The organism is Paenibacillus sp. FSL M7-0802 (assembly GCF_038004945.1).
Lineage (GTDB): Bacteria > Bacillota > Bacilli > Paenibacillales > Paenibacillaceae > Paenibacillus > Paenibacillus polymyxa_B.
Map to the genome: position 1 here is coordinate 1,663,694 of NZ_JBBOSD010000001.1, position 15,450 is coordinate 1,679,143.

Here is a 15,450-nt window from a genome sequence, read left to right on the forward strand (position 1 = left end):
TAATCATATGATAAGCGGTATCTTTCCCTATTATTTCTAGCATTCTCTCAATCAAAATTGCTTTTCATCATTCCTTCAAAGAAAGGGCCATCCTTTTGCGGGATAGCCCTTTCTTTGATTTCACATTTTTTTGCAAAGAGAATAAGGGGATGGATTCCTCCGTTTGCGCTTTTGCTTACTTTAATATTGTCCTTTAATTACAAAAGAAGCCCCGGATTGTTCCAGCTAGTTTAGACTCCTGCCTAGCAAACTTAAACTTCTCTTCTAACTCTTTTGGTACCTCCATCCCCTCAGAAAGCTTAAAACCAACGGCCCGCTTTTTAGAGTCATCCACCGAATACATGACATTGATTGCAAGACCATCCTCATAAAAAACGTAGGTGAATTGGATATTTTCCACTTGAAAACGCGACGTTTCTAAAGGTTTAGCCGCAAACGCATTATCACGTTCTTCTATCAAAATTCGGTTCACATAATCAAGGCTCTCCTGGCTTTCGCTAGCGGGTACAACCGTAAATTCATACTTGTATTTATTCATAAAATAACGGGCTTCATTAGCACGTAAACCCGCAAGCGCTTCTGCTACAGGTGAAGACTCTAAACCAACCGTAGACACATCTTTAAAATCAACCAGATACGACAATTTCTATTCCTCCTCTTCTCTCTTTACGCCCTAACAGCAGGAGTCCACATTTCACCAAAATCGATTCAAGAGAAGATTTGAATGGCGGATTTGTTAGTTAGTTTGTTAAATAGTGTTCACATAGACTGGTATTCACCAACACCGCTTTAAATATTCGACCAGCGAGACAATACGATGCTGCCTATAGTTCCTTGAGGTCGGGAAATTAAGGACTCAGAGTATGTCCTACCAAAAAAATCTCGGCCTGTGCCCTGTACTTCCATTAAGGAGGTTCAGATTCACAAGCCAAGACATTTTCATTCATGATGGTGGCCGTTAGGCCATGTTTGTTTTGGAAAACCCCTCTGCATGGAAGGGGAATACCCGCATACGTAAACCAAATGAGTACGAAGCCTATGTGCTCGGCACCACCCGAGCGACTTCTTCGTTACCCGGATCGGATATCTTCAACTGTTGAAGTAGTGACCCTGTTCGAGGTCCGGGATCAGAGCGGGGTGTACTGGCTGCTTCTCAGACGAAGATGACTCGGTCAGCGCTTCGCTCAAAGCCCATTGACCGATAGTTAAGCAGATTGAAGGTCTGGATCTGGAGCGGTTGCTTCTCTCGCCGATAACAAAGTTAGGTTGCGGGGTGCAGGAGGTGGGGCAATTTCTGATGAGATTTTCTGTCTGCATGCGAATATTTCCTTCAAGAACTGAACTGCGAACTGAAACTTAAGTATATGGAGGAGATCAGAAAATAAGAATTCTGGAAGTTGCCTATGTATGTTAATAACGCAAAGGAACGGAGGAGATTGCCTTGGAGTTTCTACTGGTTGTCATGTGGATAGGAATAGTTTAAAAGTAAAAAGAAGAGATGGCATAAAAATAAGCCATCTCTTCTTTTTCATCTATATAAAGCGGGTTATGGGAATCGAACCCACGCTACCAGCTTGGAAGGCTGGAGTTCTAAATTGAACTACACCCGCCATTAATTTATCGGGACGACACGATTTGAATACACGACCCCCTGGTCCCAAACCAGGTGCTCTACCAAGCTGAGCTACATCCCGAAATAGATGCCGGTGAGAGGACTCGAACCTCCACGGTTTCCCTCACGATTTTGAGTCGCGCGCGTCTGCCAATTCCGCCACACCGGCTTATGAAGTTAATGGCGTCCCCTGAGAGATTCGAACTCCCGACCTTTTGATTCGTAGTCAAACGCTCTATCCAGCTGAGCTAAGGGGACTAATAAGTGGAGCGGACGACGGGAATCGAACCCGCGACCCTCGCCTTGGCAAGGCGATGCTCTACCGCTGAGCCACGTCCGCAAAAACAAGATGCGCGTGGAGGGACTTGAACCCCCACGTCAATGACGCTAGATCCTAAGTCTAGTGCGTCTGCCAATTCCGCCACACGCGCATGAATACAATGGGAGCCATGAAGGACTCGAACCTTCGACACCCTGATTAAAAGTCAGGTGCTCTACCGACTGAGCTATAGCCCCATCTAAAAATTTAATTTTGTATGTATAATCAATAGCCTGATAGGCGAAAAAAAATCCCCATTATGGGGTTGCTTGGCGGCGTCCTACTCTCCCAGGACCCTGCGGTCCAAGTACCATCGGCGCTGGAGGGCTTAACGGTCGTGTTCGGGATGGGTACGTGTGGAACCCCTCCGCTATCGCCACCAAACATGAATTTACACTGTAAATTCTTCCGTACGGTTATTCGGTTCATCACTTATCGTGTGAATGAATAGCCATGCGCTTATTGTATGTCACTTGTACATACTTTCAAGGTTACACCCTGAAAACTGGATCCGAAACTTATTTGCGTTTTATTTAGGATAAGCCCTCGACCGATTAGTATTGGTCAGCTCCATGCATTACTGCACTTCCACCCCCAACCTATCTACCTCGTCGTCTTCAAGGGGTCTTACTAATTGGGAAATCTCATCTTGAGGGGGGCTTCACGCTTAGATGCTTTCAGCGCTTATCCCTTCCGTACATAGCTACCCAGCGGTGCTCCTGGCGGAACAACTGGTACACCAGCGGTACGTCCATCCCGGTCCTCTCGTACTAAGGACAGCTCCTCTCAAATTTCCTACGCCCACGACAGATAGGGACCGAACTGTCTCACGACGTTCTGAACCCAGCTCGCGTACCGCTTTAATGGGCGAACAGCCCAACCCTTGGGACCTACTTCAGCCCCAGGATGCGATGAGCCGACATCGAGGTGCCAAACCTCCCCGTCGATGTGGACTCTTGGGGGAGATAAGCCTGTTATCCCCAGGGTAGCTTTTATCCGTTGAGCGATGGCCCTTCCATGCGGTACCACCGGATCACTAAGCCCGACTTTCGTCCCTGCTCGACTTGTAGGTCTCGCAGTCAAGCTCCCTTCTGCCTTTGCACTCTTCGAATGATTTCCAACCATTCTGAGGGAACCTTGGGGCGCCTCCGTTACTCTTTAGGAGGCGACCGCCCCAGTCAAACTGCCCACCTGACACTGTCCTCGCACCGGATCACGGTACCAAGTTAGAACCTAGATACGATCAGGGTGGTATCCCAAGGATGCCTCCCTTCAAGCTGGCGCTCAAAGTTCAACGGCTCCCACCTATCCTGTACAGATCGTACCCAAATTCAATATCAAGCTGCAGTAAAGCTCCATGGGGTCTTTCCGTCTTGTCGCGGGTAACCTGCATCTTCACAGGTATTAAAATTTCACCGGATCTCTCGTTGAGACAGCGCCCAAGTCGTTACGCCATTCGTGCGGGTCAGAATTTACCTGACAAGGAATTTCGCTACCTTAGGACCGTTATAGTTACGGCCGCCGTTTACTGGGGCTTCGGTTCATAGCTTCGCCCGAAGGCTTACCACTCCCCTTAACCTTCCAGCACCGGGCAGGCGTCAGCCCGTATACTTCGCCTTGCGGCTTCGCACAGACCTGTGTTTTTGCTAAACAGTCGCTTGGGCCTTTTCACTGCGGCCCCCTCGGGCTATTCACCCTACCGAGGCACCCCTTCTCCCGAAGTTACGGGGTCATTTTGCCGAGTTCCTTAACGAGAGTTCTTCCGCGCGCCTTAGAATTCTCTTCTCGCCTACCTGTGTCGGTTTGCGGTACGGGCACCTTCTCCTGGCTAGAGGCTTTTCTTGGCAGTCTGAGATCATGACCTTCGCTACTATAATTTTCGCTCCCCATCACAGCCCAGCCTTACGATGTGCGGATTTGCCTACACACCAGCCTCACTGCTTAGACGGACATCCATCAGTCCGCGTCACTACCCTACTGCGTCACCCCATTGCTCATAACGGATTACGGTGGTACAGGAATTTCGACCTGTTGTCCTTCGACTACGCCTATCGGCCTCGCCTTAGGTCCCGACTTACCCTGAGCGGACGAACCTTCCTCAGGAACCCTTAGGCTTTCGGCGGATCTGATTCTCACAGATCTTTTCGTTACTCATACCGGCATTCTCACTTGAATGCAGTCCAGCGCTCCTTACGGTACACCTTCAACCCGCATTCAACGCTCCCCTACCCCTGATGCAAGCATCAAGCCATAGCTTCGGTGGTGTGTTTAGCCCCGTTACATTTTCGGCGCAGAGTCACTCGACCAGTGAGCTATTACGCACTCTTTCAATGGTGGCTGCTTCTAAGCCAACATCCTGGTTGTCTGTGCAACTCCACATCCTTTCCCACTTAACACACACTTGGGGACCTTAGCTGATGGTCTGGGCTGTTTCCCTTTCGACAATGGATCTTAGCACTCACTGTCTGACTCCCGGAACTAAATCTATGGCATTCGGAGTTTGACTGAGCTTGGTAACCCTTGCGGGCCCCGCACCCAATCAGTGCTCTACCTCCACGATTCTTTTTTCCGAGGCTAGCCCTAAAGCTATTTCGGGGAGAACCAGCTATCTCCGGGTTCGATTGGAATTTCTCCGCTACCCCCACCTCATCCCCGCATTTTTCAACATGCGTGGGTTCGGGCCTCCAGTGCGTGTTACCGCACCTTCACCCTGGACAGGGGTAGATCACCCGGTTTCGGGTCTACGTCCACGTACTCATTCGCCCTATTCAGACTCGCTTTCGCTGCGGCTTCAGCTCTTCACCTTAACCTTGCACGGGAACGTAACTCGCCGGTTCATTCTACAAAAGGCACGCCATCACCCATAGATCGGGCTCTGACTTCTTGTAAGCACACGGTTTCAGGATCTATTTCACTCCCCTTCCGGGGTGCTTTTCACCTTTCCCTCACGGTACTGCTTCACTATCGGTCGCCAGGGAGTATTTAGCCTTGGCAGATGGTCCTGCCGGATTCATACGGGGTTTCACGTGCCCCGCACTACTCGGGATCCGTCTCGGAGAGAACAAGTTTTGAACTACAGGGCTTTTACCTTCTCTGGCGGGCCTTTCCAGACCTCTTCATCTAACCGGTTCCTTTGTAACTCCATGTGAGACGTCCCACAACCCCAAGGAGCAAGCTCCTTGGTTTGGGCTAATCCGCGTTCGCTCGCCGCTACTGACGGAATCACTATTGTTTTCTCTTCCTCAGGGTACTTAGATGTTTCAGTTCCCCTGGTCTGCCTCTATTCTGCCTATGTATTCAGCAGAAAGTGACTGTCGATGAAGACAGCCGGGTTTCCCCATTCGGACATCCCCGGATCAAAGCTTGCTTACAGCTCCCCGAGGCCTTATCGTTGTTCGCCACGTCCTTCGTCGGCTCCTGGCGCCTAGGCATCCTCCGTGTGCTCTTTGTAGCTTAACCTAGTATTTACATCGTAAATACGATTCGCTTTGAATTTCGGTTCAACACTTACGTGTGAATGAAATTCAAAGCAGCTACCTTTATTTCACTTGTTTACACAAGATCAGCTTAAAGGAATATTCTAAAACGCAATTTCGTTTCGGTATCCAGTTTTCAAGGTGCAATACAGTTTCATCGAAACTGTAGCCTGTGTGAATATCGGTCTAACTCAAACGAGTAGATGATATTCATGCAGTATGTTGAGAGTTTGAGCTCTCAAAACTGAGCAACGAGTGAGTAAGTTAAGGATATTCATTTCATTCACACAAACGTGATGAACCGAATTGAATATCCGGTCGCAGGTACATGTACCTGCTGATTTGAATGTTTCCATTACAGGAAACGATTCTCCATAGAAAGGAGGTGATCCAGCCGCACCTTCCGATACGGCTACCTTGTTACGACTTCACCCCAATCATCTACCCCACCTTCGGCGGCTGGCTCCCTTGCGGGTTACCCCACCGACTTCGGGTGTTGTAAACTCTCGTGGTGTGACGGGCGGTGTGTACAAGACCCGGGAACGTATTCACCGCGGCATGCTGATCCGCGATTACTAGCAATTCCGACTTCATGTAGGCGAGTTGCAGCCTACAATCCGAACTGAGACCGGCTTTTCTAGGATTGGCTCCACCTCGCGATTTCGCTTCCCGTTGTACCGGCCATTGTAGTACGTGTGTAGCCCAGGTCATAAGGGGCATGATGATTTGACGTCATCCCCACCTTCCTCCGGTTTGTCACCGGCAGTCTGCTTAGAGTGCCCAGCTTGACCTGCTGGCAACTAAGCATAAGGGTTGCGCTCGTTGCGGGACTTAACCCAACATCTCACGACACGAGCTGACGACAACCATGCACCACCTGTCTCCTCTGTCCCGAAGGAAAGGCCTATCTCTAGACCGGTCAGAGGGATGTCAAGACCTGGTAAGGTTCTTCGCGTTGCTTCGAATTAAACCACATACTCCACTGCTTGTGCGGGTCCCCGTCAATTCCTTTGAGTTTCAGTCTTGCGACCGTACTCCCCAGGCGGAATGCTTAATGTGTTAACTTCGGCACCAAGGGTATCGAAACCCCTAACACCTAGCATTCATCGTTTACGGCGTGGACTACCAGGGTATCTAATCCTGTTTGCTCCCCACGCTTTCGCGCCTCAGCGTCAGTTACAGCCCAGAGAGTCGCCTTCGCCACTGGTGTTCCTCCACATATCTACGCATTTCACCGCTACACGTGGAATTCCACTCTCCTCTTCTGCACTCAAGCTCCCCAGTTTCCAGTGCGACCCGAAGTTGAGCCTCGGGATTAAACACCAGACTTAAAGAGCCGCCTGCGCGCGCTTTACGCCCAATAATTCCGGACAACGCTTGCCCCCTACGTATTACCGCGGCTGCTGGCACGTAGTTAGCCGGGGCTTTCTTCTCAGGTACCGTCACTCTTGTAGCAGTTACTCTACAAGACGTTCTTCCCTGGCAACAGAGCTTTACGATCCGAAAACCTTCATCACTCACGCGGCGTTGCTCCGTCAGGCTTTCGCCCATTGCGGAAGATTCCCTACTGCTGCCTCCCGTAGGAGTCTGGGCCGTGTCTCAGTCCCAGTGTGGCCGATCACCCTCTCAGGTCGGCTACGCATCGTCGCCTTGGTAGGCCTTTACCCCACCAACTAGCTAATGCGCCGCAGGCCCATCCACAAGTGACAGATTGCTCCGTCTTTCCTCCTTCTCCCATGCAGGAAAAGGATGTATCGGGTATTAGCTACCGTTTCCGGTAGTTATCCCTGTCTTGTGGGCAGGTTGCCTACGTGTTACTCACCCGTCCGCCGCTAGGTTGTTTAGAAGCAAGCTTCTAAACAACCCCGCTCGACTTGCATGTATTAGGCACGCCGCCAGCGTTCGTCCTGAGCCAGGATCAAACTCTCCATTAAAGACCAACCGAAGCTGGTTTATAGAAAGAGCGATAAGCTCATTTTGAAACTGACGAGATAAAAATATCTCTTGTTTGATTTTGCGAACAAAATCGTTTTACTCACTCGTTGTTCAGTTTTCAAAGATCAAGCATTTCCGGACATATCAACACCCGGAATATTAATATATCATACTTTGGCGATTCATACTACTGGTAAATAATACCTCACAGGTGATCCTTTGAATTTTTGAAGTCCATCTAAATATTACATCACAGCCTATCTTACAGCCGGATAAATAATATATCATTTAGATTTGCTGATTACTACATGAAAATTACACCAATTAATAACCAAGTTATCAAAATCAGTTCTATTACTTTACTGCTCATACTTTCGAATTTGCTATTCTTCATTTCTAATATATGATGCCTCCCCCTTTCAGTTCCAAAAGGGGGGATTAATATTGAAACGTTCCAATAATAATTTACAAACATTTTGGAACGTGAAATAAACTAATTTAGAACCGTTCCTAAAAGTATACTTTTTAGAACAGGTGAAACTAACAACAGCAGTGCCTGTTTGGCACTGCTGTTCCTTAACTTCTCATTTTTCAATTTCAAAACCGGTTACCCTTCACAAATCACTGCTTGTTTTATTCCTTGCCTCCATAAACTCTTTTTAATTCCTCTTCCTTCATGTTGAACGAATGGATTTCTTCAGGAAATTGTTTGGTTCGCACATCTGCTGCATAGGCCTGAATGGATTCTGATATAGAAGCATCTAGTTTTTGATAAGACTTCACAAACTTGGCCACACGTTCAACACCGTAGCCTAAAATATCATGGTAAACGAGAACTTGAGCATCCACATTCAAGCCAGCTCCGATCCCGATTACAGGTATAGTCAAGGACTTGGCAACCTTTTCAGCCAGCTGCTTCGGCACGCATTCCAACAATAAAGCAAAGGCACCGGCAGCTTCGCACTTTCTCGCATCTTCCAGAAGACGTTGAGCAGATCGGGCATCTTTCCCCTGCACTTTATAGCCACCTAAGACACCGACAGACTGCGGCGTCAGGCCCAAATGGGCACAGACAGGAATTCCGGCTCTCGTCAATGCAGCAATATGTTCGATAACCTCACCGGCTCCTTCCAGTTTTACAGCATGGGCACCGGCTTCTTGGACCAATTGGCCGGCATGGATTAAGGTGTCCTTCACCGTAAGGTGATAACTTAGAAAGGGCATGTCCGCCATAATAAATGTGTTCTTTGCCCCTCGTTTAACTGCTTTAGTATGATGAATCATATCTTCAAGCGTAACCGGGACGGTGGAATCGTAACCCAGTACCACCATCTCGAGAGAATCGCCAACCAAAATGATATCTACGCTACCCTGTTCTGCGTGCTTAGCAGAAGGATAATCATAGGCAGTCAGCACAACGATTTTTTCTTCGCGCTGCTTCATGTTTATAAAATCCACGGTTTGCTTCATGAATATTCTCCTGAAAATGAAGTATTGAAGTTAGGAAGCAAGTTCTTTCTTGGGTAATAGATAAGTCATTATAACGGCCAAAACCAGAAGAAAAATAGCCGCGTAAAATGCGCTGGAATAGCTGTTATGATGAGAATATAGTAACCCTGGAATATACGACCCTAAAGCTGAACCTACCTGATGCCCCAAAAATAACCATCCAATAATAAATCCTACCCGATGTCTGTTGAAATGCTTGGTAACCAGCAGTTGAGTAGGCGCTACTGTTGCAAAATCGACTAATCCAAATACTGCCGCGAATATAAGCAGCAATACCGGTTCGTGACTGACCAGTAAAAGAATTAAAGACAGACTGCGAACACTATAAAAGAAAATCAGCATTCGACGACTGCTCCAGCGATCGGCCAAATATCCTGACAGTATGATGCCGGCAATGTTAAAAGCGGCTAAGATACTGACCGCACTCCCGGTGACTTGAGTTGAGAACCCATGGTCATGTGCGAAAGGAATCAAGTGGGTATCCATTAATCCCGTAGTTGTAAAACCGCAGATGACGAATGGCATAATAATGAACCAAAACTTATAATCGGCAAAAACACTCCATAGGGAAGAATTTTTGTTTTCAGCTACGGTATCGCCTTGTTCATTGACGCCGCCATACGGCGAAAGATTTTTATCAGCAGGTTGATTTCGTAATAAAAAAACAACCACCGGCACGACTAAAAGCAATAAAAACAATCCCAGTACGACAACCGTCCCTCGCCAGCCCATAACTTGAATGAGCAAAAGAGAGCCCGGAACCATGATCATTTGCCCGACTCCGAAACCCGCTTCCACGATCCCCAAAGCAAAACCGCGCTTAGCTGTAAACCATTTCGTCACGATTGCTGCAGCTGCTACATTGGAAGCTCCCCCTACGCCTAAGGAAACAAAGAAACCATACAATAAAAATAACTGCCATGATTGCTGAGTCATAGCAGTCAATATGACGCTTACTCCGACTAAAGCCGTGCTCCCTATCACAATCATTCTCGCGCCATATCGATCGATTAGTCGTCCCACAACAGGTTGAGAAAGGCCATACACGATAAAACTGACGGTCGAAATCAAAGAAGTCATACTTCGGTCCAGGGAAAATTCGTTCTCCCAAGGAATAATAAATGCGCCAAAAGCCAATCGCACGCCTTGGACAGCAAACAGCGCAAAGAACGTGGCAAATAGTACAATCCATCCATAATGCAATTTCATTTCAGGATACTCCTTTACTCAATACATACGAATAAAAAAGGTCTGAACTGCTATTTTAGTCCGTTCAGGCTTTTTTATAGGTGATCGAGATGCAGTTCAGATGTAGCATAGAGAACTGCTGTACCGCCCATCACGACTCTGTCGCCTTCCAGACGACAATACAAAGTGCCTCGTCTAGGGGACGCCTGCCGAGCCACCAATTCGTTCTTCCCTAATCGTCCTGCCCAGAATGGAATCAAATTACAATGAGCCGAACCGCATACCGGATCTTCGTTGACATTAAGTTTTGGGAAAAAGCTTCGCGAGACAAAGTCGAACTGACTGCCTTGAGATGTCACATTGACCCCTAGCCCATCTGGCAGCTGTTTAAGCTTCGAAAAATCCGGGGTTAACTGACGAACTTGATCCTCGTTTTCTAATAGAAACATCAGATCACGACCTAAATAGGTTTCTATAGGAGTGACTCCGAGCGCATCGACCATATCCTGAGTCAAAGCAAAAGATTCCGGAAGCCGATTCGGGAAATCCAATTCAAACAGATTTTGTTTTTTCAAAACAGTCAGGATCCCGCTTAACGTATGAAAAACAAACCTGTTGCTGTTTGGCTCATAAAACTGAGCGAGAATAAAAGCAGTAGCCAAAGTCCCATGTCCACATAGCTCAATCTCTGCTGCCGGTGTGAACCATCTTAACCGATAATCTTCACCTTCTTTAACAGCGAATGCTGTTTCAGAAAGATTATTTTCGGTTGCGATGCTTTGCATCGTTGCTTCCGGAAGCCATTCTTCCAAAATACATACGCCCGCAGGGTTCCCTTCGAATACCTTTTCCGCAAAAGCATCTACTACATAGTATCTCATCCTTCTCCTCCTTTTTTCGCTAATAACACTTAAAGTGTTATGTTATGATGAAACAATGTAGACATTATAAAGGACTTATATGTATAACAATCAACTAGATGATATAACACTTGAGGTGGTTTCGTATGCACATCTATATTCAGCGAAACAATGGGATTTCAATTACTCGGCAAATTGTGCTGGCTGTGATTGATCAAATTTTATCCGGTTTCCTGCAGGAAGGTGAAAAATTGCCTTCTGTTCGAGTACTCTCCAAGCAGCTTAATGTCAGTTTATTAACAGTAGTCAAAGCATATCGCGAATTAGAGCAGCAAAATTTTCTTTATTCCGTACAAGGCAGCGGGACATTTGTCCGTAAAAAAAACAATGATATTGAGACTGCCTGCATCGAAGAACCATTAACTCAGGACTGGCAATTGTCGGTTCCGGATTATTTACCGCGCTCCCAACTCGCTCAATTTCATCATGTGCCGCAAAAAATTCACTTGGCTTCTTCCATGGTCGATCCCGAATTGCTTCCTAACCGACATTTGAAAACGGCGTTTGAACACTTGATTCAAGAAGATGGAACCTTTTTATCGCGATACGGTCATACTCAGGGCGATCAACAACTTAGGCTCGCTATGCAGCAATATTTAAGCGGTCTAGGCGTTTACACGCAAATTGAAAATTTGTTGGTCACGAACGGTTCGCAGCAAGGAATTGACTTAATTGCTCGAACATTCGTAGGTCCTGGGGACGTTGTGATTCTTGAAGCTCCGACATATCCCGGAGCCATCGATATTTTCCGAAATCGAGGCGTTACGATTCTAACCGTTCCTCTCGACCAAGAAGGAATGCGTTTGGATATTTTGCAGCAATTATTTGATAAGCATCATCCTAAACTTATTTATACGATTCCAAATTTTCATAATCCGACCGGTGTCTTAATGAGCCATAAGCGAAGAAGGAAACTTCTGGAAATGGCGCAAAATACACAAACACTTATTATCGAAGACGATCCTTGGGCCGAAATCTATTATGATCAGCACCCCCCTGCTCCAATTAAAAGCATGGATGAATATGGACATGTTATTTATTTAAAAGGATTGAGTAAAATATTAGCACCCGGCTGTAGGATCGGCGTTTTATCGGCTTCAGGTTCTATTTTCAAGCGACTGTTAGCTGCAAAAGCTAACGCGGATTTAGGTACTCCATTGGTGACTCAAAAAATACTGCTTCCTTTTCTCGAGCCTTCGATTGTAGAAAGTCATATGCAAAACTTAAGAACGACACTGAAAATAAGACGCGATTTAGCGCTTGAAATTCTGTCAGAGCGCTGCCCGAAAGAAGTGTCTTGGATGGTGCCACAAGGAGGACTTAATCTATGGCTTAGCCTTCCGGAATGGGTACAATCGCATCTTGTTCTAGCAGAAGCCAATAAAAAGGGAATTTCCTTTTTGCCGGGATCCTCCTGCTTCTCTGTTGAACATGAGAATCATCATATCCGATTAAGTTTTTCGTTCGTCAGTCAGGAATTGCTTCGTGAAGGCATAACGACGTTATGCGAAATTTTAGCGGGTATCATTTTAAGTAGAAAAAACTCGCATTCCTCTCCTTATTTTTAAATATCCTTGGGCCGCCTCGAAAAGAAAACACAAAGAAGACTGCCTGAAGCTTACTTCAGCAGTCTTCTTTTATGATCCCACCTATCGGTTTTGTCATGCATCCATAAATCCGGTTTTATCGGCTTCGGTAATAGCTCGAATCACTCGGCAGGGATTACCGGCAGCTATAACATTAGCCGGGATGTTTTTAGTTACGACACTCCCGGAACCAATGATCGAATTGCTACCGATTGAGACTCCAGGATTAATATGAACACCGGCGCCGATCCATACATCGTCTCCTATGGTTACTGGTTTCGCATAACAACCACCATTTCTGCGTTCAACGGCATCTTTTGCATGATTCGCGCAATAGATTCCAACTCGAGGCCCGAACAAAACATCATTACCAATCATAACTTCCGCGCAATCCAAAATCACGCAATCATAATTTGCGAAAAAGTGATTGCCAATCGTAATGTTGAACCCAAATTCACAGCGAAAATCATTCGCAAAATGGACGTCTTCTCCGCATTTCTCTAGCAGCTTGTCTAAGATTTCTTTTCTTTCCTGCTTATCATCGCTGTTATTGTACAGCTTGGTTAATTTAGACGCTTTGTGTCTTGCAGCACTACACGCCTCCGAATAATCGTTGTACATTTCTCCGCTTCTCAATTGCTCTTTTAAAGTCACTCAAGCACTCCCTTTCGTCTGACTTTATACCTAACATTCTTTTTATTATCTAATATTATATGACTTATAATAACTTATATAAAAATGAGGATCAAGTTGCCAAATCTACCACGCAACTCGATTAGAGTTAACAATTTAATGTATAATTGGTAAAAACAAGTTAAAGTCGATGCAGCATGGAACAACTTCATCGGTCTCTAACATTACCGGTTTAAGCGTGGCGACTTGCGGAAACGTCATCAAATCTCTTGTACAAACCGGAGAAATCATTGAAGTAGAAATGGTTGAATCTCACGGTGGCCGGCCAGACGTTATAAGTACAATGCCAACCATTCGTATGTTATCTGCTTATATGTGAAAACAGAAGGAGGCCTCCATTCTCTTACGTACAGGATCGTCAACCTTCTGGGCGAGAGTAACGCAAAATTATGATGAAGATCAAACATGCGCGATCGTGACCTTTCCTAAAGATAATTTCCCTGGTTCGGGTTTCATTGTCGACGGATATCTTTTAAAAGGAAACACGGAATAGTGCAACCCCAGTTGGTACTTTTATATAGCCTAATGGTGGCAGAGAATGTGAATTTTCATAATATATCCGCGTTGACGACCCGATTGTGTTAGTAAGCCAATAAAGCTTCGGCAATTATGTGCCTTCCAGCATGACGGATCGTTATGATGCGTTTGTTCATCTCGACCGGACCATCTCCCTTCAGCCACTGCCTATCCTTCATCCGGTTGCAACGGATGCTTTATTTTCAGAGTAACAGCTCGCAAGAACCGTCTGTGGGATACAAGGTAGCTGGGTATAGTTTACCGTCAGGCTCCGGATTATAATTATATGACTGGCTCCAATATAAAACAGCGGCAGGCTCGGACTTTATTTTTATCAGTCTGAGCCTGCCGCTGTTTTATTGAACTAACGTGTCCCTTTAATTCAATAAACACTTCCTGATTTTTGGTGAAAAGCGTTAATCTTCTTTTGATGGGCGGTACGTCAATTCAACTGCTCCGAATGTAAGGTCTTGGTATAGACATGCTTAAGAGACATCGTGTTGATGTTATCTGTAAACAAACGCTTTTCACTCATCCGCCGCTTCCAAGCACCAAGATGTTTCTTCCGGGTTGCTCTTAAGGTTCAAAACTTCTTATCACCTCATTATAATACTTTGATTCAAGAGATACCCAATCTATTCACGGATGGTTCTCACCTGTGACAAAACTGTCGGATGCTAGTTGCTAGTTCTTCCGCATGAGTAAGGACAAGCATATGATCAGCTCCTTTGATTTCGGCAAACCTAATCGCAGGTACACGCTTGAAGTGCTCGGCGATATTATACATATCCGGCCATTCTATGGTTCCTTGTATAAATAACGTACTCGTTTGGTTTTATGCTTAGTAATTGAGTTGAAGATACATATTTCCTGTCTTGATGATTAATACAAGTAAATCACGTTTACAAAGGAAAAAAGACAGGCAGAAGATTATAAATTCACTAACAATTTAGGGTAAACATAACCTAATTGAAACCGCCCATCCAATAACCGGATGGGCGGTTTTTACATACTACTTTCCTGCTCCTTTATCACCTGCTCAATCCCCAACAGAATCAGCTTCAAGCCGAACTCAAACGCCCCGTCGGTTCCCATCAGATTGAACAGCCCGTTCGTGAACATCCTCCGAAACAGTCCCACATCCGTCTCGCTCATGGAGTCCAGAAGGCGAATCATCTCCTCACCCGGATGCGCTTTCTGGTCCTTAAAGATAGCGGAGACATTACGCTCATGCTGATAATCGTCTAGAACGAAATAGAAGACATAGTTCACAAGCGTAGTAACCACTTGCATTTTCTGCTCTTGCTCAAGCGGCGTCGATTCCACGCAGAGCAGCATACGGTTGGTGAACCGGATGATGTCCGGTTCGTGGGGCAGCGTCATCATCATGAGCTGCGTGGAGCAGGGATATCGGCTGAGCACGCTCCGTACCGTTACCGCAAGCCCCGTCAGCTGCTCCTTCCATTCCCCCTCGGAGTGGAACTCTTCCAGAATCATTTTCGATACCTGGTTGGCCAGACGCTGGTAGAGATGCTGTTTGCTCTTGAAGTACCAGTACAGAGAGGGAGCCTGAATCCCTAACCTGTCGGCCAATCGTCTCATGCTTAATTTCTCGATGCCCTCCTCTCCAAGAAGCTCCCACGAGGTTTCCAAAATCTTATCCTCCGAAATCTGAGGTTGCTGCTTTTTCATGTCA

Annotated in this window: 6 protein-coding genes, 7 tRNA genes, 3 rRNA genes and 1 pseudogene; 1 reads left to right on the plus strand and 16 read right to left on the minus strand. The window is 46.3% G+C overall.

Annotated features, from left to right (window positions below; translation table 11 throughout):
- Window positions 1-180: 180 nt before the first annotated feature.
- The 14 genes and pseudogenes from MHB54_RS07900 to MHB54_RS07965 form a co-directional block, all read right to left on the minus strand.
- A pseudogene (locus MHB54_RS07900) lies at window positions 181-643 on the minus strand (phage tail protein).
- Window positions 644-1,540: 897 nt separating this feature from the next.
- Window positions 1,541-1,610, minus strand: a tRNA-Gly gene (locus tag MHB54_RS07905).
- A gap of 10 nt (window positions 1,611-1,620) precedes the next feature.
- Window positions 1,621-1,694 (minus strand) — tRNA-Pro (locus tag MHB54_RS07910).
- 7 nt (window positions 1,695-1,701) lie between these two features.
- Window positions 1,702-1,781 (minus strand) — tRNA-Leu (locus MHB54_RS07915).
- A 12-nt stretch (window positions 1,782-1,793) separates the two neighbouring features.
- Window positions 1,794-1,870: transfer RNA gene (locus MHB54_RS07920), tRNA-Arg, on the minus strand.
- A 7-nt stretch (window positions 1,871-1,877) separates the two neighbouring features.
- Window positions 1,878-1,952, minus strand: a tRNA-Gly gene (locus tag MHB54_RS07925).
- Window positions 1,953-1,962: 10 nt separating this feature from the next.
- Window positions 1,963-2,043: transfer RNA gene (locus tag MHB54_RS07930), tRNA-Leu, on the minus strand.
- A gap of 11 nt (window positions 2,044-2,054) precedes the next feature.
- Window positions 2,055-2,128 (minus strand) — tRNA-Lys (locus tag MHB54_RS07935).
- A gap of 70 nt (window positions 2,129-2,198) precedes the next feature.
- Window positions 2,199-2,315, minus strand: a 5S ribosomal RNA gene (gene rrf / locus MHB54_RS07940).
- A gap of 150 nt (window positions 2,316-2,465) precedes the next feature.
- Window positions 2,466-5,390: ribosomal RNA gene (locus tag MHB54_RS07945) — 23S ribosomal RNA — on the minus strand.
- A gap of 395 nt (window positions 5,391-5,785) precedes the next feature.
- Window positions 5,786-7,341, minus strand: a 16S ribosomal RNA gene (locus MHB54_RS07950).
- Together the 16S, 23S and 5S rRNA genes with 7 tRNA genes alongside form the textbook arrangement of a ribosomal RNA operon.
- A 634-nt stretch (window positions 7,342-7,975) precedes the next feature.
- Complete coding sequence (gene panB / locus MHB54_RS07955; RefSeq protein ID WP_023987235.1) at window positions 7,976-8,812, minus strand: 3-methyl-2-oxobutanoate hydroxymethyltransferase; 837 nt, start codon at window positions 8,810-8,812, stop codon at window positions 7,976-7,978.
- Between the two features lie 30 nt (window positions 8,813-8,842).
- Window positions 8,843-10,060, minus strand: a complete 1,218-nt coding sequence (locus MHB54_RS07960; protein WP_340981508.1) for an MFS transporter — start codon at window positions 10,058-10,060, stop codon at window positions 8,843-8,845.
- Between the two features lie 74 nt (window positions 10,061-10,134).
- Window positions 10,135-10,920, minus strand: coding sequence for a PhzF family phenazine biosynthesis protein (locus MHB54_RS07965; protein WP_310169222.1), 786 nt, complete (start codon window positions 10,918-10,920; stop codon window positions 10,135-10,137).
- A gap of 125 nt (window positions 10,921-11,045) precedes the next feature.
- Here MHB54_RS07965 and pdxR point away from each other — a divergent pair, with 125 nt between their 5' ends.
- Window positions 11,046-12,527 carry a MocR-like pyridoxine biosynthesis transcription factor PdxR gene (pdxR, locus tag MHB54_RS07970; RefSeq protein ID WP_310169223.1) on the plus strand — a complete coding sequence of 494 codons (1,482 nt, stop codon included), beginning with the start codon at window positions 11,046-11,048 and terminating at the stop codon, window positions 12,525-12,527.
- 93 nt (window positions 12,528-12,620) lie between these two features.
- Here pdxR and MHB54_RS07975 read toward each other — a convergent pair whose 3' ends face one another.
- Together MHB54_RS07975 and MHB54_RS07980 are read right to left on the minus strand one after the other, a co-directional pair.
- Window positions 12,621-13,199, minus strand: coding sequence for a sugar O-acetyltransferase (locus MHB54_RS07975; protein WP_310169224.1), 579 nt, complete (start codon window positions 13,197-13,199; stop codon window positions 12,621-12,623).
- A gap of 1,560 nt (window positions 13,200-14,759) precedes the next feature.
- Window positions 14,760-15,446 (minus strand): TetR/AcrR family transcriptional regulator, encoded by a 687-nt coding sequence (locus MHB54_RS07980; protein WP_023987230.1) that lies wholly within the window; start codon window positions 15,444-15,446, stop codon window positions 14,760-14,762.
- Between the last annotated feature and the right edge of the window lie 4 nt (window positions 15,447-15,450).